Below are 18414 nucleotides of genomic sequence, written 5' to 3'. Positions count from 1 at the left end.
AGAGGGAGTTACCGGACGGGAACGCCCGGTCCGAGGGGGATGCCGAGGGCCCACCACGCCAGGAACAGCAGCGTCCAGGTGACGAGCATGACCAGGCACAGGGGCAGCACGAGGGCCATCAGGGTGCCGATGCCGGCCGACTTGCGGTAGCGCTGGACGAACCCGAGCACCAGCACGAAGTAGGGGCTCATCGGCGACAGCGCGTTGGTGCAGGAGTCGGCGATCCGGTAGAGCGCCTGGGTGGTCTCCGCCGGGATGTCGAGGAGCATCAACATCGGCACGAACACCGGGCCGACCAGCGCCCACTGGGCGGAGCCGCTGGTGATCAGCAGGTTGATGATCGTGACGATGAGCAGGATGCCGATGAACACCACGGGCCCGGTGATGCCGGCTGCCTTGAGCAGGTCGGCGCCCTTGATCGCCACGATCGTGCCGATGTTGGTCCACTTGAAGTAGGCCAGGAACTGCGAGATGGCGAAGAACAGCACGATGACCGGGGCCATCTCCTTCATGCCGTGCGCCATGAACTCGGGCACGTCGCTGCTCGTCTTGATGGTGCCGACGATGCGCCCGTAGACGATGCCGACGACGCAGAAGGCGACGCCGATCAGCAGGGCGATCGCACCGAGCAGCGGGCCGAAGTCGAGGTCGCCGTTCTCGTCGCGCAGCGGCGAGCCGGACGGGATGATGGCCAGCGCGACCAGCGCGACGATCACCAGCAGCGAGATGCCGGACCAGCGCAGGCCGCGCCGCTCCACGTCGGACAGCTTGAGGTCGCCCAGGTCGCCGACGTCGGCGTCGTCGTCGATCGGCATGCTCTTGGCCCGCTTGGTGAGCAGGGTCTCCGTCACCAGCGTGATGATGGCGGCGAGCACGAACGACGAGGCGAGCGAGAAGAAGTAGTTGGCGAGAGGCGTGACGGTGACGCTCGGGTCGATGGTGTGCGCGGCCTCGGTGGTGATGCCGCCCAGGATGACGTCGGTCGGGGTGACCACAGGGCTGGCGTCGAAGCCGGCCGCGACCGAGACGTACGCCACGATCACGCCGATGATCGGGTTGCGGCCAACCGCGTAGAAGGCCAGGCCGCCCAGCGGGATCAGCACGATGTACGCCGAGTCGGCGGCCGCGTGCGAGATCATGCCGGTGAAGGCGAGGGCGAAAGTGACCCACCGCGCGGGCACGCGGGAGATGCCTCGCCTGAGCACCGCCGCCAGCAGCCCCGACTTGTCGGCCACGGCGACGCCGAGCATGACGGCGAGCACCGTGCCCAGCGCGGGGAAGGTGGCGAAGTTGTCGATGGCGTCGCCGAGCATCACCGCGACGCCCTCGGCGGACAGCAGGTTCTGGGCGACGACCGTCTTGTTGTCGGCGGGGTTGACCGCCGAGACGTTCAAGGTCGCCAGCAACCAGCTGAGCGCCATGAGGAAGGCACTCAGGAAGATGAACAGCCAGAACGGATGGGGGAGCTTGTTTCCGGCGCGCTCAATTCCATTCAGAACGCGCAGGGTCGCGCTCATCATGCGCGACTCTTTTTCCACGGTCAGGGGGGTGGACATGAAGTCAGATATTAACCGCACAGGTAACGGATGCGCAAGCGGTAAGCGTCCGTACCGAAGTGCCTTCTTGACTCTATCAGAGACAATTAGTCGCAGTGAACGTCAACGGCATCGTGCCATGTCGAAGGCGTTATGTAACGTTCCAAAAAATGGAATGCAAGATTATCCAGTAAAGGCAGTTCATCTTTCAACCGATCAGCCACCTACTCAAATAGAAAGCAGCAATCCCGATCGACGTCGAGAGCAGGAATCTTTTCGAGACCATGCCCGCCACGAAGGTGACCGCGCCGCCGACCAGATAGGGATTGGCCAGGGTCAGCTCGAAGCCCTTTCCTGACGGCGTCAGAACGGCCGGGAACACCAGCGCGGCAAGCACCGCCGGCGGCGTGTACTTCAGGAGGGTCTCCACCACCGCGGGCAGCTCCCGGCCGGCCAGGATCGCCAGCGGCAGATAGCGGGGCAGGAAGCTGCACAACCCCATGCCGATGATCAGTAGCAGCATGCTCATGCCACGTTCTCCTTCTGCTCGCTCGCCTTCGGCTGGTTCTTCCGCGTCGCCAGCTCGCACCCCGCGCCGACCCCGGCGCCGACGATCGCGGCCAGCACCACCCCGAGGTTGTACGGCAGGCCCTGCGCCAGCATCACCGTCACGCCGGCCGAGCCGATGGCCGCCGCGACCCGCCAGTTCGTCAGCCCGATCGCGAGCATGGCGATGAACATGGCGGTCACCGGGAAGTCGAGGCCGAGCTTCTCCACGTCGGGCACGGCCGACCCGAGCGACATGCCGATCACCGTGCACGTCATCCAGGTGACGTACAGCAGCCCCGACGCCCCGAGGAAGAACAGGTGCTTGTGGTGGGTGAGCCGCCCGTTGCGCAGGCGGTCGATGGCCACGAAGAACACCTCGTCGATCAGCCCGAAGCCGAGCACGATCCGCCAGCGCTGGGGGACCTCCTTGACGTACGGGATGAGGATGGTGCTGTACAACAACATCCGCAGGCCCAGGATGAGCGTGGTCAGGATGATCGCCGGCCAGCTCGCGCCGTCGGCGATCAGGGCGAACCCGACGAACTGCGCGGTGCCGGAGTTCACCGCCATGGCCAGCCCCAGGGTGGCGAACTCCGACAGCCCGCTCGACAACCCCAGCACACCTCCCGCGATCCCCATCGGGATGGCGGAGGCGAGGAAGGGCATCGTGCTCCTGGCCCCGGCCAGGAACACCTGGCGCGGGGTGGGCGGCGCCTCGGGTGGGTCGGTGGCGGACATGCTCAGCGCTCTTCCTTCCATAGCGTGCGCACGAGGGCGGCCACGGCGTCGGGGGCGGTGCGGCAGAAGTAGTGGCCGGCCGGGCCGATCTCGGCCAGCCGGGTCGTGGTCGCGAAGCGCGACCACTCCGTGTGGCGACGGGCGTACCCGGGGGTGAGCGGGTCGTCGGCGGCGTACACCGCGGTCAGCGGCACGCCGAGCGGGGGCCCCTCCTGTTCGAGCAGGTACGTGTTGGCGGCGCTGGAGTCGTGCCGGAACACGCCCGCCACGAAGGCAGCCTGGCCGGGGTCGAGCGCGTCGAGCCCGGTGAGCCCCGTGACGCCGGCCAGCCAGGCCACGACCTCGTCGTCGCCCATCGCCTCCGCCTGCCGGATGGACTCGCGGGTGGTGCCGGCGTCGTGCAGCAGCTTGCCGGCCACGACGACGTGCCGCGGCGGGACGCCGGCCGCCTCCATCAGGCGTGCCGTCTCGACCGCGATCGCCGAGCCGACGCAGTGGCCCCACAGCAGCACGGGAACGCCGACGGCGGCGCGGATCTCGTCCGCCACCAGCCGGGCCGCCTCCCGTACGGGCACGAACGGCTCGCCGGGCCGTCCCGCGTCGTGGCCCGGCAGGTCGACGCCGTAGACGGCGATGCGGCCGTCCTTCTCCGCGAGCGCGGCGGCCAGCGGCTCGAAGTTGGCGGCGTCGCCACCTGCGTACGGGAAGCAGACCAGCGCGCACGCGGCCCGGTCCGGGTCGTCCGTCAGGGGCCTGAGCAGGCGCCGGGGGCGGGGCTCCGCGTCGAGCCCGGCCTCCGCGTCGAGGTTGGCCTGGGCCACCGCGCACAGCGGCCCGAGCGTGGAGTTGCGCATCAGGTCGGTGAGCGTCACCAGGCCGCCCATCTCCATGACCACCCGCATCGCCGACAGCGAGCCGCCGCCCAGCTCGAAGAAGTTGCTGTCGAGCGTGATGGACTCCGCCGGCACGTCGAGCACCGTGGCCCACGCCTTCGCGATGCGCTGCTGCACGGCGCCTTCGGGGCGGACGCCCGGGCGCGCGGAGCCGCGGCCGGCGGAGCGGCGGAAGGTCCTGCGCTCCGGCTCGGGCACGAGCTCCACGCGGCCGTGCAGGCGGCGGCCGTGCAGCCCGGTGTCCACCATGACTCCCTCGTCGCCGGCCGCGACGAGCACGGCCCTGCCCGGGGTGGCGAACGGCACCCGCAGGCCGTGCGCGTCGGCGATCCGCAGGCGGGCCGGGCGGGGGAGGAGCCCTGCCACCTCCGGGGGCAGGTCCTCCGACTCCTCGGCCCTGGCCAGGGCCGCGCTCTCCTCGGCGGGCAGCAGGTCGGCGAGGTGATGCGGGGCGTCGGGATCGGCCGTCATCGCCTCGAAGGCCGCCCGGTAGTACGCGCCCATCCTGGCCACCTGCCAGGGCTCGAAGAGGTGGGCGTGGTAGTGCAGGCTCAGGCGTACCTCGTCGGTGACGAAGTGCCGGGAGAACTCGGCCCGCAGCACGAACTCGGTCTCCGAGTTGGCCCGCACGTCGAGCAGCGCGAACCCGTCGCGCTCCGCCAGCTGCCTGAGCAGGTAGAAGTGGGTGAAGTTGAAGGCCGTCTCGAACAGCGGGTCCTGGGTCTCCAGGTCGTGCTTCATCTGCGCCATCGGATAGCGCCGGGCCGGCAGCAGCTCCACCTCCGACCGGTAGACCTGGCGGACCAGGTCGGCCCAGGAGCCGGTCTCCATGCGGGCGCGGAACGGCACGGTGTTGAGGAACAACCCGATCGCCTCGGTGGCGCCCTCCGTCTCCGGGCGGCCGCTGTGCTCGTACCCCGTGATGACGTCGCGCTCGCCGCTGATCAGCGAGAGCACCTTCACGTGCGCGGCCAGCGCGACGTTCTTGACCGGCACCGACAACTTCGCGGCCAGCGCCACGATCCGGTCCGACAACCCGGCCGGCAGTTCCACCTCGTGGAACACCACGGGGAACACGTCGGGCGCGGCCGGCTCCCTCGTCCTCGGCAGTTCGGTGAAAGCGCCGCCGGCCAGCACCTCCGCCCAGTGCGCGCGGTGCTCCGGGTCCGCGAGCGAGCGCCGTTCCAGCGCCACGTAGTCGCGCACGTGGTTGCCGGCCGGGGCGCCGGGCAGGGGCAGGCCCTCCGCGAGCCGGTGGTACACCTCGAACAGCGTGGTGTGCACCAGCGTGATGCTCCAGCCGTCGAGCGCCGAGTTGTGCTGGCTGAGCGTGTACCTGAACAGGTCGTCGGCCAGCACGTGCACGTGCAGCCGCACAAGGCCGGGCTCGGCCCACACGAAGCGGTGCGCCTTCTCCCGCTCCACCCAGTCGCGGTACCACGCCTCCTGCTCCCGCTCGGTCATGCCGCGCAGGTCGGCGATCGACAGCGGGCTCGGCGCGTCCTCGTGCACGAGCTGCAGGTACTCGGTGTACCCGGTGAGCTGGTAGCTGGTGCGGAAGATCGGATGGCGGGCGGCGAGGACGCGCACCGCCTGCTCGAACCGCTCGGCGTCGAACGCGCTCTGGATCGTGTAGCTGATGATGTCGTGATATTCGACGGTGCCGTGCGACAGCTCGCTCTGGAAGACGAGCCCGGCCTGGAGCTGCGTCATCGGGTACGCGTCCACGACCCCGCCCGGGATCTTGGCCCGGTCCTCCGGCTTGAGCAGCTCGAACGGCTGCGGCGCCCCGCCGTCGTCGCCCGTGCCGTCCTCACCGGCGACCTCGGCGAGGCGGGCCACCGTCGGGTTCTCGAAGAGCTGCCGGAACGTGAAGTCAAGGCCGATGGCGCGGGCCCTGGCCAGCACGGTGACGAAGCGGATCGAGTCGCCGCCGAGCGCGAAGAAGTTGTCGTGCACGCCGACCCGCTCGATGCCCAGCACCTCCGCCCAGACGCGGGCCAGACCGGCCTCCCTCGGCGTGCGCGGCGCCTCGTACGCGGCGCTCTCCGCGGGCTCGGGCAGCGCGCGGCGGTCCAGCTTGCCGTTCGGCGTGAGCGGCCAGCGCTCCAGCGTGACCAGCCGGGCGGGCACCATGTACGCGGGCAGCGCCCGCCGCAGATGCTCCTTGAGCTCGTCCTCCGGGATCGGCTCGGCCGACAGCACGTAACCGCGCAGGCCGTCGGGCTCGCGCGCCACGACGACGGCGTCCCGCACCGACGGGTGCCGCCGCAGCCGCTCCTCGATCTCGCCCGGCTCGACGCGGTGCCCGCGCACCTTGAGCTGGTGGTCCATCCGGCCCAGGAACTCGATGGAGCCGTCGGGCAGCCGCACCGCCCGGTCCCCCGTACGGTAGACGCGCTCCTCGCCCGCGTGCGGCGCGGCGGTGAACCGCTCGGCGGTCAGCTCGGGCCTGCCGAGATAACCCCGGGCCAGCTGCACCCCGGCGACGCACAGCTCGCCCGGCACGCCGACCGGCTGCGGGCGCAGCCCGGCGTCCAGCACGTGGACGCGGGTGTTGGCGACCGGCCAGCCGATCGGCACCCGGGTCTCGTCGCCCCGGCACGCGTAGTGGGTGACGTCCACGGTGGCCTCGGTGGGGCCGTAAAGGTTCACCAGCCGGGCCGACGGGATCACCTCGCGGAAGCGCCGCACGTGGTGCGGCGCCAGCGCCTCGCCGCTGGCGAACACCTGGCGCAGCGGGTCGGGGCCCTCCTGCGCGCCGGACACGAAGTCGAGGAACGCGCCGAGCATCGGCGGCACGAAGTGCATCGTGGTGACGCGGTGCCGCCGGACGGCCGCGACCAGCGCCTCGGGGTCGCGTTCCGCGCCGGGCGCCGGCAGGCACACGGCGGCGCCCGCGAGCACGCCCCAGAACAGCTCCCACACCGAGACGTCGAACGACGTGGGCGTCTTCTGCATGATCACGTCGGCGGCGTCGACCGGGTACGCCCGCTGCATCCAGGCGATCCGGTTGACGGCCGCGCGGTGCTCGATCTGCACGCCCTTCGGCTCGCCGGTCGACCCCGACGTGTAGATGACGTACGCCAGGTCGCCGGCGTCCCCGAGAACGGGCGGCGGGCTCGTGTCCGGCGCGTACGCGGCCTCGTCCGTGATGTCCAGGGTCACCGCCCCCGCGCCCGCCACTGTCCCGGCGAGGTGGGGCTGGGTCAGCACCAGGCGCGCGCCGCTGTCCCGCAGCAGGTACGCGATGCGTTCCTGCGGGTTGCCCGGGTCGATCGGAAGGTAGGCGCCGCCCGCCCGCACCACGGCATGGATGGCCGTGAACATCTCCGGCGACCGGTCGGCCAGCACCGCCACCAGGTCGTCCCGGCCGACGCCGCGGGCGCGCAGCGTGTGCGCCAGGCGGTTGACCCGGGAGCCCAGCTCGGCGTAGGTGAGGCGGAAACCGTCCCCCACCAGGGCGACGGCGTCCGGGGTCGCCGCCACCCGCCGGTCGAACAACTCGTCCAGCCGGGCCGGGCCGTCGAAGGACGTTCGCGTGGCGTTCGCACCGGCGCTCAGCGCGCGGTCGGCGACGGAACGCAGGTCCAGGGCGCCCAGCTCGGCGTCCGGGTGGGCGCTGGCCTGATCGAGCAGGAGCATGCAGTGGGTGAGCAGGCGCCGCGCGGTGCCGGGGGCGTGGGTGGCGGGCCGGTACCGCAACCGCAAGGTCAGGCCCTCGGCCCGGCGAGCGAAGGAGAACACCACAGGAAACCCGGAGAACCCCCCGCCGTCCGCCGGTCCGTCCGCGGGGCCGTCCGCCGAGCCGTTCATGGGGGCGTTCGCCGGATCGCCTGTCGCGGTTGTCGTGCCGTTCGTCGAGTCGTGCACCGCGTCGACGAGCACCTCGGCGAAGGGGTCGTCGCCGCCGTGCGGCACGGCGCCGGACGAGCGGGCGAGCAGCTCGATCGGGTAGTCCTGGTGCTCGGCCGCCGCCCGCAACCGGCTCGCCACCTCGCCGAGCAGGCTGCGCAGCGTACGGTCGCGCCCGATCGGCAGGCGCAGCGGCAGCGTGGCGGCCAGCGGCGGGGGGCCGCCCGCGACCGGGAGGGCGGGCACGGCGAGGACGACCTCGTCCTCACCCGTGTGCCGCTGGAGCAGCGCGCCGGCCGCGGCGACCAGCAGGGCGTGCAGGGCGGCGTCCCGGCCCCTGGCCAGCTTGAGCAGCCGGCCCGCCAGGGACGGGTCGAGCTCGCGGGCGGCGACGGCGACACCGGCCGAGCCCCGACCGCCGGCGGAACCGGCGTCGGACGAGTCCTGACCGCCGGAGGACCCGGCGTCAGGCGAGCCGCGGTCGGCGGGGAAGCCGGCGCGTTCGGGCAGGGCCGCCAGCTCCGCACGCCAGAACGCGCCCTCGCGGGGACGTTGCGCGGCGGCGACCTTGAGCCTGCCCAGGCTCTCGATGGATTGCATGTGCTCCCTCACCCAGATCAGAAGTCGAAGTCGAACGCGAGCTCGGACAGGTCATGGGGGGTCACGGCGACGCGCCGGAGCTCGCCGAGCGGCGTGCCCGGGTCGGCGATCGCGGCGTCGAGCAGCGCCAGCAGCTCGTCGCGGAACAGTTCCACGGTCGGTCGCAGGAACAGCGTGGTGGCGTACGCCCAGCTGGCGGCGTAGTCGTCGGGCTCGACCTCGATCTGCAGGTCGAGGTCGAAGATCGTGCGCCCGGTGACGTCGGGCCGCCAGCACGGGCGGCCACCGAGGAAGTCCACCCTCCGCAGCCCGGTGTCCTGGACCGCGAAGAACGTGTCGAAAAGGGGGTGCCTGCCGTGGCCGGACGGACGCGCGTACCGGGCGGTGTCGAGGGTGTGGTCCTGGTGGTCGACGGCGGCCACGGCGTGCGCGGCCACGGTCCGCAGGTGCTGGAGGAACGGCAGCTCGGCCGAGGGGCGCGCCCGCAGGCAGAGCGTGTTGACGAACATGCCCTGCACCCGGTCCACGCCCGGCAGGTGCCGCCCCGACGCCGCCGTACCGACCGTCACGTCCGCGCTGCCGCTCACCTGCCCGAGGAAGGCCGTGTACGCGGCCAGCAGCACGTGGAAGGGGGTCACGGATTCGGCGCGGGCCAGCTCCCTGACCGCCAGGGCCCGCTGCGGGCCGAACCGGAACGCGAGATGGCCGCCCTCCGTGGTACGCACCGAAGAGCCCGGCCCGCCGGTGGGCCGGTCGGTGGGCCGGTCGGTGGGCAGGTCGGGCGGCGGGACCGGCCGGTCGAACGTCTCCTCCCAGAAGGGCCGCTGGCTCTCCGACAGCGCCCGGCGCTCGGACCCGGCCGCCCACTGGGCGTAGTCCCGGTAGCTCAGCTCGGCCCCGGGCGGCCGCTCGCCCCTGACCAACGCCGCCCATTCGCCCATGAGCAGGGTCAGGGCGTGGCCGTCGGTGAGCAGGTGGTGGATGTCGAGCACCAGCCGGGCGCCGTCGCCGTGCCGGACCAGCGCCGCCCGCCACAGAGGTGCCCTGGCGAGGTCGAACGGGCGGATCCAGCGCTCCGCCCACGCGTCGGGGTCCTCGCCCGGCGCCAGGTCCACCACGCCGATCGTGACGTCCAGCGGTTCGCGGACCCGCTGGTAGGGGTGGCCGTCGCCGTCCACGGGGAACTCGGTGCGCAGGATCTCGTGTCGCTCCACGAGCGTGGCGAGCGCGGCCGTCAGGCGCTCGTGATCCACCGGGCCGGGCAGGTCCACGAAGATCGGCAGGTTGTACTGGGTGTCGGCGGGGTCCTTGACCTGTTCGACGTGGACGCCGTGCTGCTGGGGCGACAGCGGGGTCCGTTCGGTGGCCAGGCCGGGACGCGGCCCGGTGACCTGCGTACGGTCCGCCGCCCGTACGAACTCGGCCAGTTCGGCGACCGTGCGGGCGGACAACACGGCCGACACCGGGCAGGACACCCCGAAGCGGCGGCGTACGAGCGCGGACACGCGGGTCGCGGTCAGCGAACTGCCGCCGAGCCGGTCGAGCGGGTCGTCGGCGCCGATCCCGCGCACGCCGAGCACGTCCTCCCAGAGCCCGGCCAGGGTGCGCTCCACCTCGTCGACGGCCGCCCTGCCGCCGCTCGCGACCTCGGGGGCGGGCAGCCCGCCCAGGTCGACCTTGCCGTTGGGGGTCAGCGGCAGCTCGGGAAGCACCACCACATGCGCGGGCACCATGGGGGCGGGCAGCCGCCGCCCGATCTCCGCGCGCACGTGCTCCGCGTCGACGCGGCCCTCGACGTACGCGCACAGGTGCGGCTCGGGCGTGCGGCGCAGCACCACCACCGCGCCGCTCACCCCCGCCACGCCCAGCAGGGCCGTTTCGACCTCGCCCGGCTCGACGCGGAAACCGCGCACCTTGACCTGGCGGTCCTCCCGGCCGAGGAAGTCGATCGAGCCGTCGGGCAGCCGGCGGGCCCGGTCGCCCGTCCGGTAGAGCAGCCGCCCTTCATGGCGGACGAAGGCCCGCCCGGTGAGTTCTGGCCGCTCGTGGTAGCCGGTCGCCATGCCGTCGCCGCTCACGTACAGGTCTCCTGGGACGCCGACGGGCAGCGGGAGGCGGTCGTGGTTGAGCACGTACGCGGCCGTGTCGGGGACGGGACGGCCGATGGGCACCCGCGCGCCGATCGGCCCGGCGACGGTGTGGACGGTGGAGATGACCGCGTTCTCCGTCGGCCCGTACGCGTTCACCAGCCGCAGACCGGGGTTGGCGCGCAGCACGGCCCGCGCGTGCCCGGGGGAGAGCACGTCGCCTCCGACGAGCAGGTCCCGCAGCGGCCGGAACACCGCCGGGTCCTCGTCCGCCAGCCTGGCGAACAGCGCGGACGTGAACAGCGCCGTGGTGACGCCGGCATCGGCCAGCGACCGCCGCAGCTCCTCGGCGTCGAGGAACGTCTCCCTGTCGAGGAGGTGCAGCGTGCCGCCGTTGAGCAGCGCGCCCCAGATCTCCCAGACCGAGGCGTCGAACCCGGTCGCCCCCACCTGCGCCATCCTGGTGGTGGCGTCCAGGCGCACGTATCCGACGCCGCGCACCAGCCGCACGACGCCGCGGTGGGGAATCATGACGCCCTTGGGACGTCCCGTCGTGCCCGAGGTGTACATCAGGTACGCGGGCGCGCCCGCATCGCCCACCGCCGGCCCCTCCAGCTCTGGCTCGGCCGTCCAGTCGTGGTCATCGAGGTCGACGACCCGCGACCCGGCGGGCGTCGCGGGGGGCCGTCCCGATGTGATCAGCAATCTCGCGCCGCTGTCCTCCAGCGTGAACGCGACGCGGTCCCGGACGGTCGTGGGGTCGATGGGCAGGTAACACCCGCCCGCCTTCACCACGGCCAGCGCCGAGACGACCAGCTCGACGGTGCGCGGCAACAGCAGCGCGACCGGCTCGCCTGGACGCAGCCCCTCCCGGAGCAGCGAGCCCGCCAGCGACGAGCTGCGGCGGTGCAGCTCGGCATAGGTGAGGGTGGTGCTCCCGTGCACCACGGCCGGATGGGCGGGGGCCCGCTCGGCCTGCTCGGCGAACAGCTGCTCGATGCGTGCATCCCGCTGGTGGCCGGTGGCGGTGTCGTTCCAGCGCTCGAGGCTCGCGTGTTCGGCGGGGGACAGCGGGTCGAGCTCGCGGATCGTGCGGTCCGCCGGCATGGCCAGCACGGTGGCCAGGTGGGCCGCGTGGCGGGCGACCATGTCCGCGCTCAGGGCGTCGCCGGCAGGGCCGTACCGCAGCCATGCCCCGTCACCGTCCAGCCCGAGCACCAGCGCGCCCGGCTCCCGCCCGAGCGCGCCCGGCTCCCGCCCGTTCCCGCGTACCAGTACGGGCATCGGCCCGGTACCCGGCGTGTGCGGTTCGGCGGCGGGCAGCGCGCGCGTCACCGACGCCGCCAGGCCGGCGAGCGTACCGGCGGGGTCGATCGTGAAACGGACCACGCCGTCCGCCCCGTCGCCGGCGACGCGGAAGGCCACGTCGTGGCGGCCCGTGTGGTGGTGGAGAAGCGCGCCCCAGGCCGCCAGCACCTCCGGCGCCCCGGCACCGGGCGGGCACGCGACGGGGAACCCTGACGCGCCTTCGCCGCCCCCGCCGCCCACGCACTCCGCGCCGACCGGCTCCGCGCCCGAGAGCCCCGCGCCCGCGACCTGCGCGCCTGCGAGCGCCGCGTCCCTGCGTTCCGGGCTCGGGGGATCGGTGCCGGCGGGTTGTGCGCTGGTGAGCCAGTCCAGCAGTCCCGCGTCCTCACTCATGGCCGAGCACCCGCGCGAGACCGCGTACCGTCGGATGGAGATACAGCTCGCGCAGCGGCAGCGCGGGCAGGCCCCGTTCCCGCATGGCCGCCCCCAGCCGGATCGCCAGGAGCGAGTTGCCGCCGAGCTCGAAGAAGTTGTCGTCGGGCCCCACCGGCGCGTCGAGCACCGACTCCCAGACCGCGGCGAGCGTCCGGGTGAAATCCTCCGCAGGGGCGGGCGGGGGAGTCGGGGTCGAGGCCGGTTCCGGCAGGGCGCGGACGTCCAGCTTGCCGTTCGGGGTCAGCGGGAGCGCGGGCAGCGCCGTGATGGTGGCGGGCATCATGTGCTCGGGCAGCACCTTCGCCGCCCGACGCCGCAGCGCGGCCGGATCGGCGTCCGCCGGCGTCACGTACGCGTCGAGCCGCGCCAGGGCGTGATCGGCCGCCGCCCCGCGCGGGTCGCCCGGCGGGTCGCCCGGGCGGCCGTCACGGAGGACCACGGCGGCCGAGGTCACCGAGGGGTCGTCGAGCAGGACGCTGCGGATCTCGTCCAGCTCGATGCGGAAGCCACGTATCTTGACCTGGGTGTCCAGCCGGCCCAGGTGCTCGAGCCGCCCGTCGGGGCGCAGGCGGCCGCGGTCGCCGCTGCGGTACATGCGGCCGCCGGCGAACGGGTCGGGGACGAAGCGCTCAGCGGTCAGTTCCGGGCGGCCCAGGTATTCGGCGGCGACTCCCGCCCCGCCGACGTGGATCTCGCCGGGCGCGCCGGTGGGGACGGGCCGGCCCCGCTCGTCCAGGACGTACACGTGCCAGCCGGGCAGCGGGTGCCCCACCGACTTGGACCCGGCGATGGCGTCGCCACGGGTGAGGGTCTGCGCGGTCACGTGGACCGTGGTCTCGGTGATGCCGTACATGTTGACCAGGCGGCAGTCCGGATACCGGTCGAGCCAGCCCAGCAGCGGGCGCGCGTCGAGCGGTTCGCCGCCGAAGACCGCCAGCCGGACGGCGAGCCGCTCGTCCCGGAGCCGGTCGGCCTCCATGAGCTGGGCGAAGGCGGACGGGGTCTGGCTGAGTACGGTGACCCGCTCGCGCACCAGCAGCTCGTGGAACTCCTCAGGCGACCTGGAGAGCCAGTACGGGACCAGGACCAGCCGCCCCCCGGTGAGCAGCGCGCCCCAGATCTCCCAGACGGAGAAGTCGAAGGCGCTGGAGTGGAAGTTCGACCAGGTGTCGCCCGGGCCGAGCCCGAAGTCGTCCTCGGTGGCCGCCAGGAGGGCGACGACGTTCCTGTGCGGCACCACGACGCCCTTGGGGCGGCCGGTCGAACCGGAGGTGTAGATGACGTACGCGGCGTCGTCGGGGCCGCCCCGCTCCGGCGCGCCCCCGCCGTCAAGGGAGCTGTCGCCGCCGGCCGCCAGCTGTTCGGGGGATACGACGGTCAGGTGCTTCCCGGGCGGGAAGTCGCGATGGGTGACGATCACGCGCAGCGCCGCGTCGCCGGCCGTGTACGCCAGCCGGTCCGCCGGATAGGCGGGGTCCATCGGCACGTAGACGGCTCCGGCCTTCAGCACGGCGAGCATGGTGATCACCAGGTCGGGCGTGCGTTCCAGGCAGAGGCCCACCCGGTCGCCCGGCCGTACGCCCATGCCGTGCAGGGAGGCGGCGCAGCGGCCGGCGCGCTCGTCCAGTTCGGCGTAGGTGAGCGTGCGGTCCTCGCCGGTGAGGGCGACGGCTTGCGGCCGTTCCGCGACCCGGGCGGCGAAGATCTCGTCGATCCGCTCCGGCCGCCGTTCCAGGGGTCTGGCCGGGCGGCCGAGGCGGATCACGTGGCGGCGCTCGGGTTCGTCCAGCAGGTCGACGTCGGCGGGGGCCAGGTCGTCGTCGGCCAGCAGTTCGTGGACGCGGGCGACGTGGCGGGCGAACCGCCGTGCGGACTCCTCGTCCACGTCCTCCAGCCGGTGGCGTACGTCGAGCCGGGGGGAGCCGTCAGGGTCCCGGCCGGGTACGAGGGTGAGCGGGAAGGGAGCGGTCTGGCAGGGGACGACGTCCTCGTCGGACGTCCGGCCGGGGACGACGCTCTCGCCGGCTGTCCGGCGGGGCAGGTCCTCGCCGGAGGGAGTGGCCAGGAGCCCGGCCAGGACCCGGCCGCCCGTCTCCGCGCACAGCCGCGCGTACTGGCGGGAGTCGCACCATCCGCCCTCGCCGTCGAGGATCCGGGCGCTCCCGGCCACCAGCTCACCCGTCGTGGCGGCGCCGGACAGATCCACCGCCAGCAGCGTCCCTGCGTCGTACGCTCCCAGCGCTCCCTCCGGGCGCGAGGGCAGCCCGGCCAGCGCGCCGATCACGGGACAGCGCCGGCCCTCGTACCGTCCGAGGACCAGCGCGGCCGCCACCGCGATCCGGGCGGCCAGGTGCGCCGACTCGCGGACCGGCACGCTCACGACCCCGGTACGGTCGCCCGCCGCGGCGTCCCCGGCCGCCCACTCGACGGTGGCTCCCGAGTAGTCGGCCTCCTGCCACCGCTTGACCAGCTCGGCGTCGGGGGCGGGCGCCGGCGTATGACCGGCGTGGAAGCGCTCGCGGGGAACCCGCTCGGTGAGCACCTCGGCCACCATCCGCAGCGACGTCGCGTCGAACCGCGCCCGGTGCGCGACGAGCACCAGGTCGGCGGGCCCGTCGGCGTACTCCAGCAGGACGGCCCGCAGCCCGGTTCCTTCCGGGTGCACCGGCCTGAACAGCTCGGCGTCGAGCCTCCTCCCGGCCTCCGCCGAGCCGGCGGCGGCGGGCACCCGTTCCGTCCACAGGCGGGCGGGCCCGCCCCACCAGAGGCGGGCGGCCTGGTCGAGGATCCGCGCCATCCGGGCGGCGTCGGCGCCTGCGGGCAGCCGGGTCCGCCGGGCATGGCAGTGCCCGGACGGCGGGCCGGCCGCGGGGATCAGCGGCCAGGCGTCAACGGTGCGGTACACAGAGTGATCTCCTGTGGGTTCGGGAGGGCGGCACGGCCGGGTCGGCGGGGCGTCAGCGCGTGGTGAAGCCTCCGTCGACGGTGAGCACGCTGCCGGTGACCTGGCGGGACTCATCGGAGGCCAGCCACACGGCGGCGGAGGCCACGGCGTCGGGCTCGATGAGCGCGTTGGCCGGCTGGGCCTGCAGGAACGTCTCCTCGTGCGTGCCGACGGGCACGTCGAGCGAGCGGGCGATCTCCGCCAGCATCCGGCCCTCGACCTGCGGGTCGTCCCTGACCGAGCCGGGGCACACCGCGTTGACCCGCACCTGGCGCGGGGCGTAGTCGAGCGCCGCCGCCTTGGTCAGGCCGATGAGACCGTGTTTGGCGGCGACGTAGCCGGCGAAATTCCGGTAGCCCACCAGCCCGGCGGTGGACGCGACGTTGACGATGCTGCCCGAGCCGCGCTCGGACATGAGCTTGCCGACCGCGCGGATGGCCCGCCAGGCGCCCGAGAGGTCGACGTCGAGCATCAGCTGCCACTCGTGCTCGTCGATCTCGTGCGTCACCTTGCCTGACGGGGCGGCGATGCCCGCGTTGTTGACGAGCACGTCGACGCCTCCGAACCGGTCGACCGCGATGCTCACCGCGTCCTCGACCTCGCTCAGGTCGCGTACGTCGGCCTCCTTGACCAGCACGGCGACGCCGGCCTGGCGGCAGAGCTCCTCGGTGTGCCGGAGCTGGCCGGCGGAGCCCAGCGGGTAGGGGACGCCCGGCAGGTCGCGCGCGATGTCGATCAGCACCAGGTCGGCTCCCTCGTGGGCGAATGCCTGGGCGGTGGCGCGTCCGAGACCGCGGGCCGCGCCGGTGATGACGGCCGTCTTCCCGGCCAGGCGCAGCGTCACGTGCCTGCCCTGGAGAGCTCGTCCGTGATCAGCTGGAGCAGGGGGGTGGGGTCGTCGGCCAGGTACATGTGGCCGCCGTCGAGCTCGGCGGTGCTGAACTCCGTGCTGGTGACTCGCCCCCACTGCGCGAGCTGCGCTGTGTCGACCAGCTCGTCGTCGCGGCCGCGCAGCGCGGTGACCGGGATCGGCAGCGGCTTGTCCGTGGCGGGCTCGTACGTCTCGTGCATCTCGACGTCGGCCCGGATCACGGGCAGCAGCAGCGAACGCATCTCCGGGTCTTCGAGGGCCGGGTGCGTGTAACCGGAGAACTCCCTGACCCTGGCCAGGAACTCGTCGTCGCTGAGGCCGCTGGCCTTGGTCTCGCGCCCGTCGTGCGGGCTGGGCGACCCGCTCACGAACAGCCGTTCCGGCCGCACGCCTCTGACGTTCGCGAGGTGGTTCGCCAGCTCGTACGCGAGCACGGCGCCGAGACTGTGGCCGAAGAGCGCCACGGGCGGGGTCGCGCCGTCGATCCTGGCCAGGACCTGGGTGCAGGCCGCCTCGGCAGCGCGGGTGACGTCGGTGTAGGGGGCTTCGTTGAAGCGTTCTTCGCGGCCGGGCAGCTGCACCGGCAGGATGTTCAGTTCGTCGGGGGCCTGCCGCTGCCATCCACGGAAGAACGACGCTCCAGCGCCGGCGAAGGGCAGGCAGACAAGGTACGTGGGTTCCATGAAGCGGACTTTCTCCGATCGATCGTCCAGAGGCGGAATCCTGGCCTGCGGGGACGTCACCGTTCGGGTGAGTATCTCCTCAGCCGATTACGTAGTGGTCCAACCCGGTGACTTTGGGTGATGCTCCTGGTCGGACCGCTGGCCTCTATCGCCTCCCCCGTCCATTCGCGACCTCAAGCCGGGCCGGGCCCGGGGCGGGCGTCGCGCATCGCTCGTTGCGGCCCCAAGCATGCCGAACGACGGCCAAAACTACGGAGTTTCGGTCCTTTAGGTCAAGCCGAACATGAAGATCCTGTGACAGACGGTGGCGGGTCGGTGCCCTCCGGCGTCACAGGCCGGACCCTGCTTCGAGGGCCTGCCATTGCTGTTCCGACCTGCTGCTATACAGCCGTCTCCGGTGTGGGTCCGGCGGATCTTGCATCGTTCCATCGGGCGCCCGCATGTCTCCCTGATTCTTTGCCAGGAAACATGCGCCCGAGAGCGTATGACCTGAATCTAAAGTTTGGGGTAGCCGTATGTAAATCACCTGTGTCAGAATGTGAGACGGCGGGTTGATCGCATCTCTCGGGTGCATGCGGGTTCGAGGCTTGCGAACCGGGGCGAGCGCGGCCTGTTCGCCCGGCTTCGGCCCCCGCTGGACGCGCGGGGCTGACGAGCGCGTTCTCTGAGGAGGAAGGGTTGTCCAACGAGTCGACGGAGCTCGTCGGCGCAGACCGTCAGGCCGCCGGGCGCAGGACGGCGCGCCAGCCCAGGGTGACGGCGCCGGCCAGGAGCACGACGCCCGACAGCACGCCGCTGACGACCGGCACCCACGCCACGGCCGCCGTCGGCGTCGTGACGAGCCCGGCGACGCCGAGCAGGGTGAGCACCACGCCGGGCACGGCGATGCTCCAGTCCTTCCAGACGGGCGCCAACGCGACGAAGTGCACGCCGACCACCAGCGCCACCCAGGCCACGTTGGCCTGCTCGGGGAGCCCCCAGGCGGACAGCACCCTGAGCCCGCCGAACAGCAGGATCACCTCGGCGGCGACGATGAGCAGATAGCCACGGCCGAACATGCCGCGCCGCGCCTCCGCCCCTTGCCGTTCTCTCCTGGCGGTGGCGAACCACATGGCGAGCACCCCCGCGGCGGCCAGACAGGCGGCCACCCGCAGCACATTCACGGTCACGGTGTTCAGCGGGCTCTGCGCGTTGACGACGACGAAGACCGCGCCGAAGACCGCACCGACCAATAATCCAGTCATACGTTGCACGCCGTTAGTAAAGCGCATGCCGGCTCGCGCCCACGTGGGGGCTGGGCCGAGAACGCGGTGGGCCTGGCTGTTGGAGCGGCCCTCGGCGATCAGCGCCAGCACCTCGCGCTCGCGCGGGGTCAGCCGGTGCGCCGGCTCGGTGACCTCTCTGGCCCTCGCCCACGTCTGCTCGAACAGGTCGATGAGGGTGGTGATCAGGCTCTGCTGCCTGATCACCAGGGCTCCGGGCGCGTAGGCGACGGGGGTGATGCGCAGGAACGCCACCGCGCGGTCGAAGACGAGCAGCTGCTGGATCTGCTCGTTGACGACCCGGTGCAGGTCGCCGGCTGCGTGCAGCTCCCTGATGCGGGCCGCTTTGTACGGGTCGTCCAGCACACCGGAGTGGATGATCGTGCGCATCGTCATGCCGCGCCGCAGGGCGTCGAGCACGCTGCGCCGGCTCTTCTGCTCCTCGCGGCCCCGCGCGGGCATGCCCACCGGATGCATGGCGCGCAGCTCGCGGGCGGAACCGGCGAACTGCGCGATCTGCTGCCGTACCAGCTCGCTGTCTTCGAGCCGCTCGACGTCGACGGGGATGCCGCGGAGCTCGCCCACCACCTCTTCCAGCCGATGGGCAAGCTGCGTCAGCGACATGCCCTCGTCCATACGCCTCCTCGCCGCGTT

General features: G+C 72.7%; 9 protein-coding genes. All 9 read right to left on the bottom strand.

Going from position 1 to position 18414, the window contains the following annotated elements:
- Nucleotides 1-8: 8 nt before the first annotated feature.
- Nucleotides 9-1556 (bottom strand): AbgT family transporter, encoded by a 1548-nt coding sequence (locus ACTWPV_RS23980; RefSeq protein WP_347647772.1) that lies wholly within the window; start codon nt 1554-1556, stop codon nt 9-11.
- 187 nt (nt 1557-1743) lie between these two features.
- Entirely contained in the window at nt 1744-2064 is a 321-nt protein-coding gene (locus ACTWPV_RS23975) for an AzlD domain-containing protein (protein ID WP_443153488.1), read from the bottom strand.
- Nucleotides 2061-2822 carry an AzlC family ABC transporter permease gene (locus tag ACTWPV_RS23970; RefSeq protein ID WP_347647770.1) on the bottom strand — a complete coding sequence of 254 codons (762 nt, stop codon included), beginning with the start codon at nt 2820-2822 and terminating at the stop codon, nt 2061-2063. The genes ACTWPV_RS23975 and ACTWPV_RS23970 overlap by 4 nt, the downstream gene beginning before the upstream one ends.
- 2 nt (nt 2823-2824) lie before the next feature.
- Entirely contained in the window at nt 2825-8170 is a 5346-nt protein-coding gene (locus ACTWPV_RS23965; protein ID WP_443153487.1) for an amino acid adenylation domain-containing protein, read from the bottom strand.
- 17 nt (nt 8171-8187) lie between these two features.
- The gene (locus ACTWPV_RS23960; RefSeq protein WP_443153486.1) at nt 8188-11958 is read right to left on the bottom strand and encodes an amino acid adenylation domain-containing protein; all 3771 of its coding nucleotides are present in this window, start codon (nt 11956-11958) and stop codon (nt 8188-8190) included.
- The gene (locus ACTWPV_RS23955) at nt 11951-14905 is read right to left on the bottom strand and encodes an amino acid adenylation domain-containing protein (protein WP_443153485.1); all 2955 of its coding nucleotides are present in this window, start codon (nt 14903-14905) and stop codon (nt 11951-11953) included. The genes ACTWPV_RS23960 and ACTWPV_RS23955 overlap by 8 nt, the downstream gene beginning before the upstream one ends.
- Before the next feature lie 52 nt (nt 14906-14957).
- Nucleotides 14958-15788 carry an SDR family oxidoreductase gene (locus ACTWPV_RS23950; RefSeq protein WP_443153484.1) on the bottom strand — a complete coding sequence of 277 codons (831 nt, stop codon included), beginning with the start codon at nt 15786-15788 and terminating at the stop codon, nt 14958-14960.
- A complete protein-coding gene (locus tag ACTWPV_RS23945; RefSeq protein ID WP_347647765.1) occupies nt 15785-16498 on the bottom strand; it encodes a thioesterase II family protein in 714 nt (237 codons plus the stop codon). Before ACTWPV_RS23945 ends, ACTWPV_RS23950 begins: the two co-directional genes overlap by 4 nt.
- 716 nt (nt 16499-17214) lie before the next feature.
- Nucleotides 17215-18396 carry a hypothetical protein gene (locus tag ACTWPV_RS23940; protein ID WP_443153483.1) on the bottom strand — a complete coding sequence of 394 codons (1182 nt, stop codon included), beginning with the start codon at nt 18394-18396 and terminating at the stop codon, nt 17215-17217.
- Nucleotides 18397-18414: the final 18 nt, after the last annotated feature.

It is taken from the genome of Nonomuraea sp. KM88, assembly GCF_052245635.1.
GTDB lineage: Bacteria > Actinomycetota > Actinomycetes > Streptosporangiales > Streptosporangiaceae > Nonomuraea.
The sequence above is the reverse complement of the archived record's forward strand: the minus strand, read 5'-3'. Positions and strand labels throughout refer to the sequence as shown.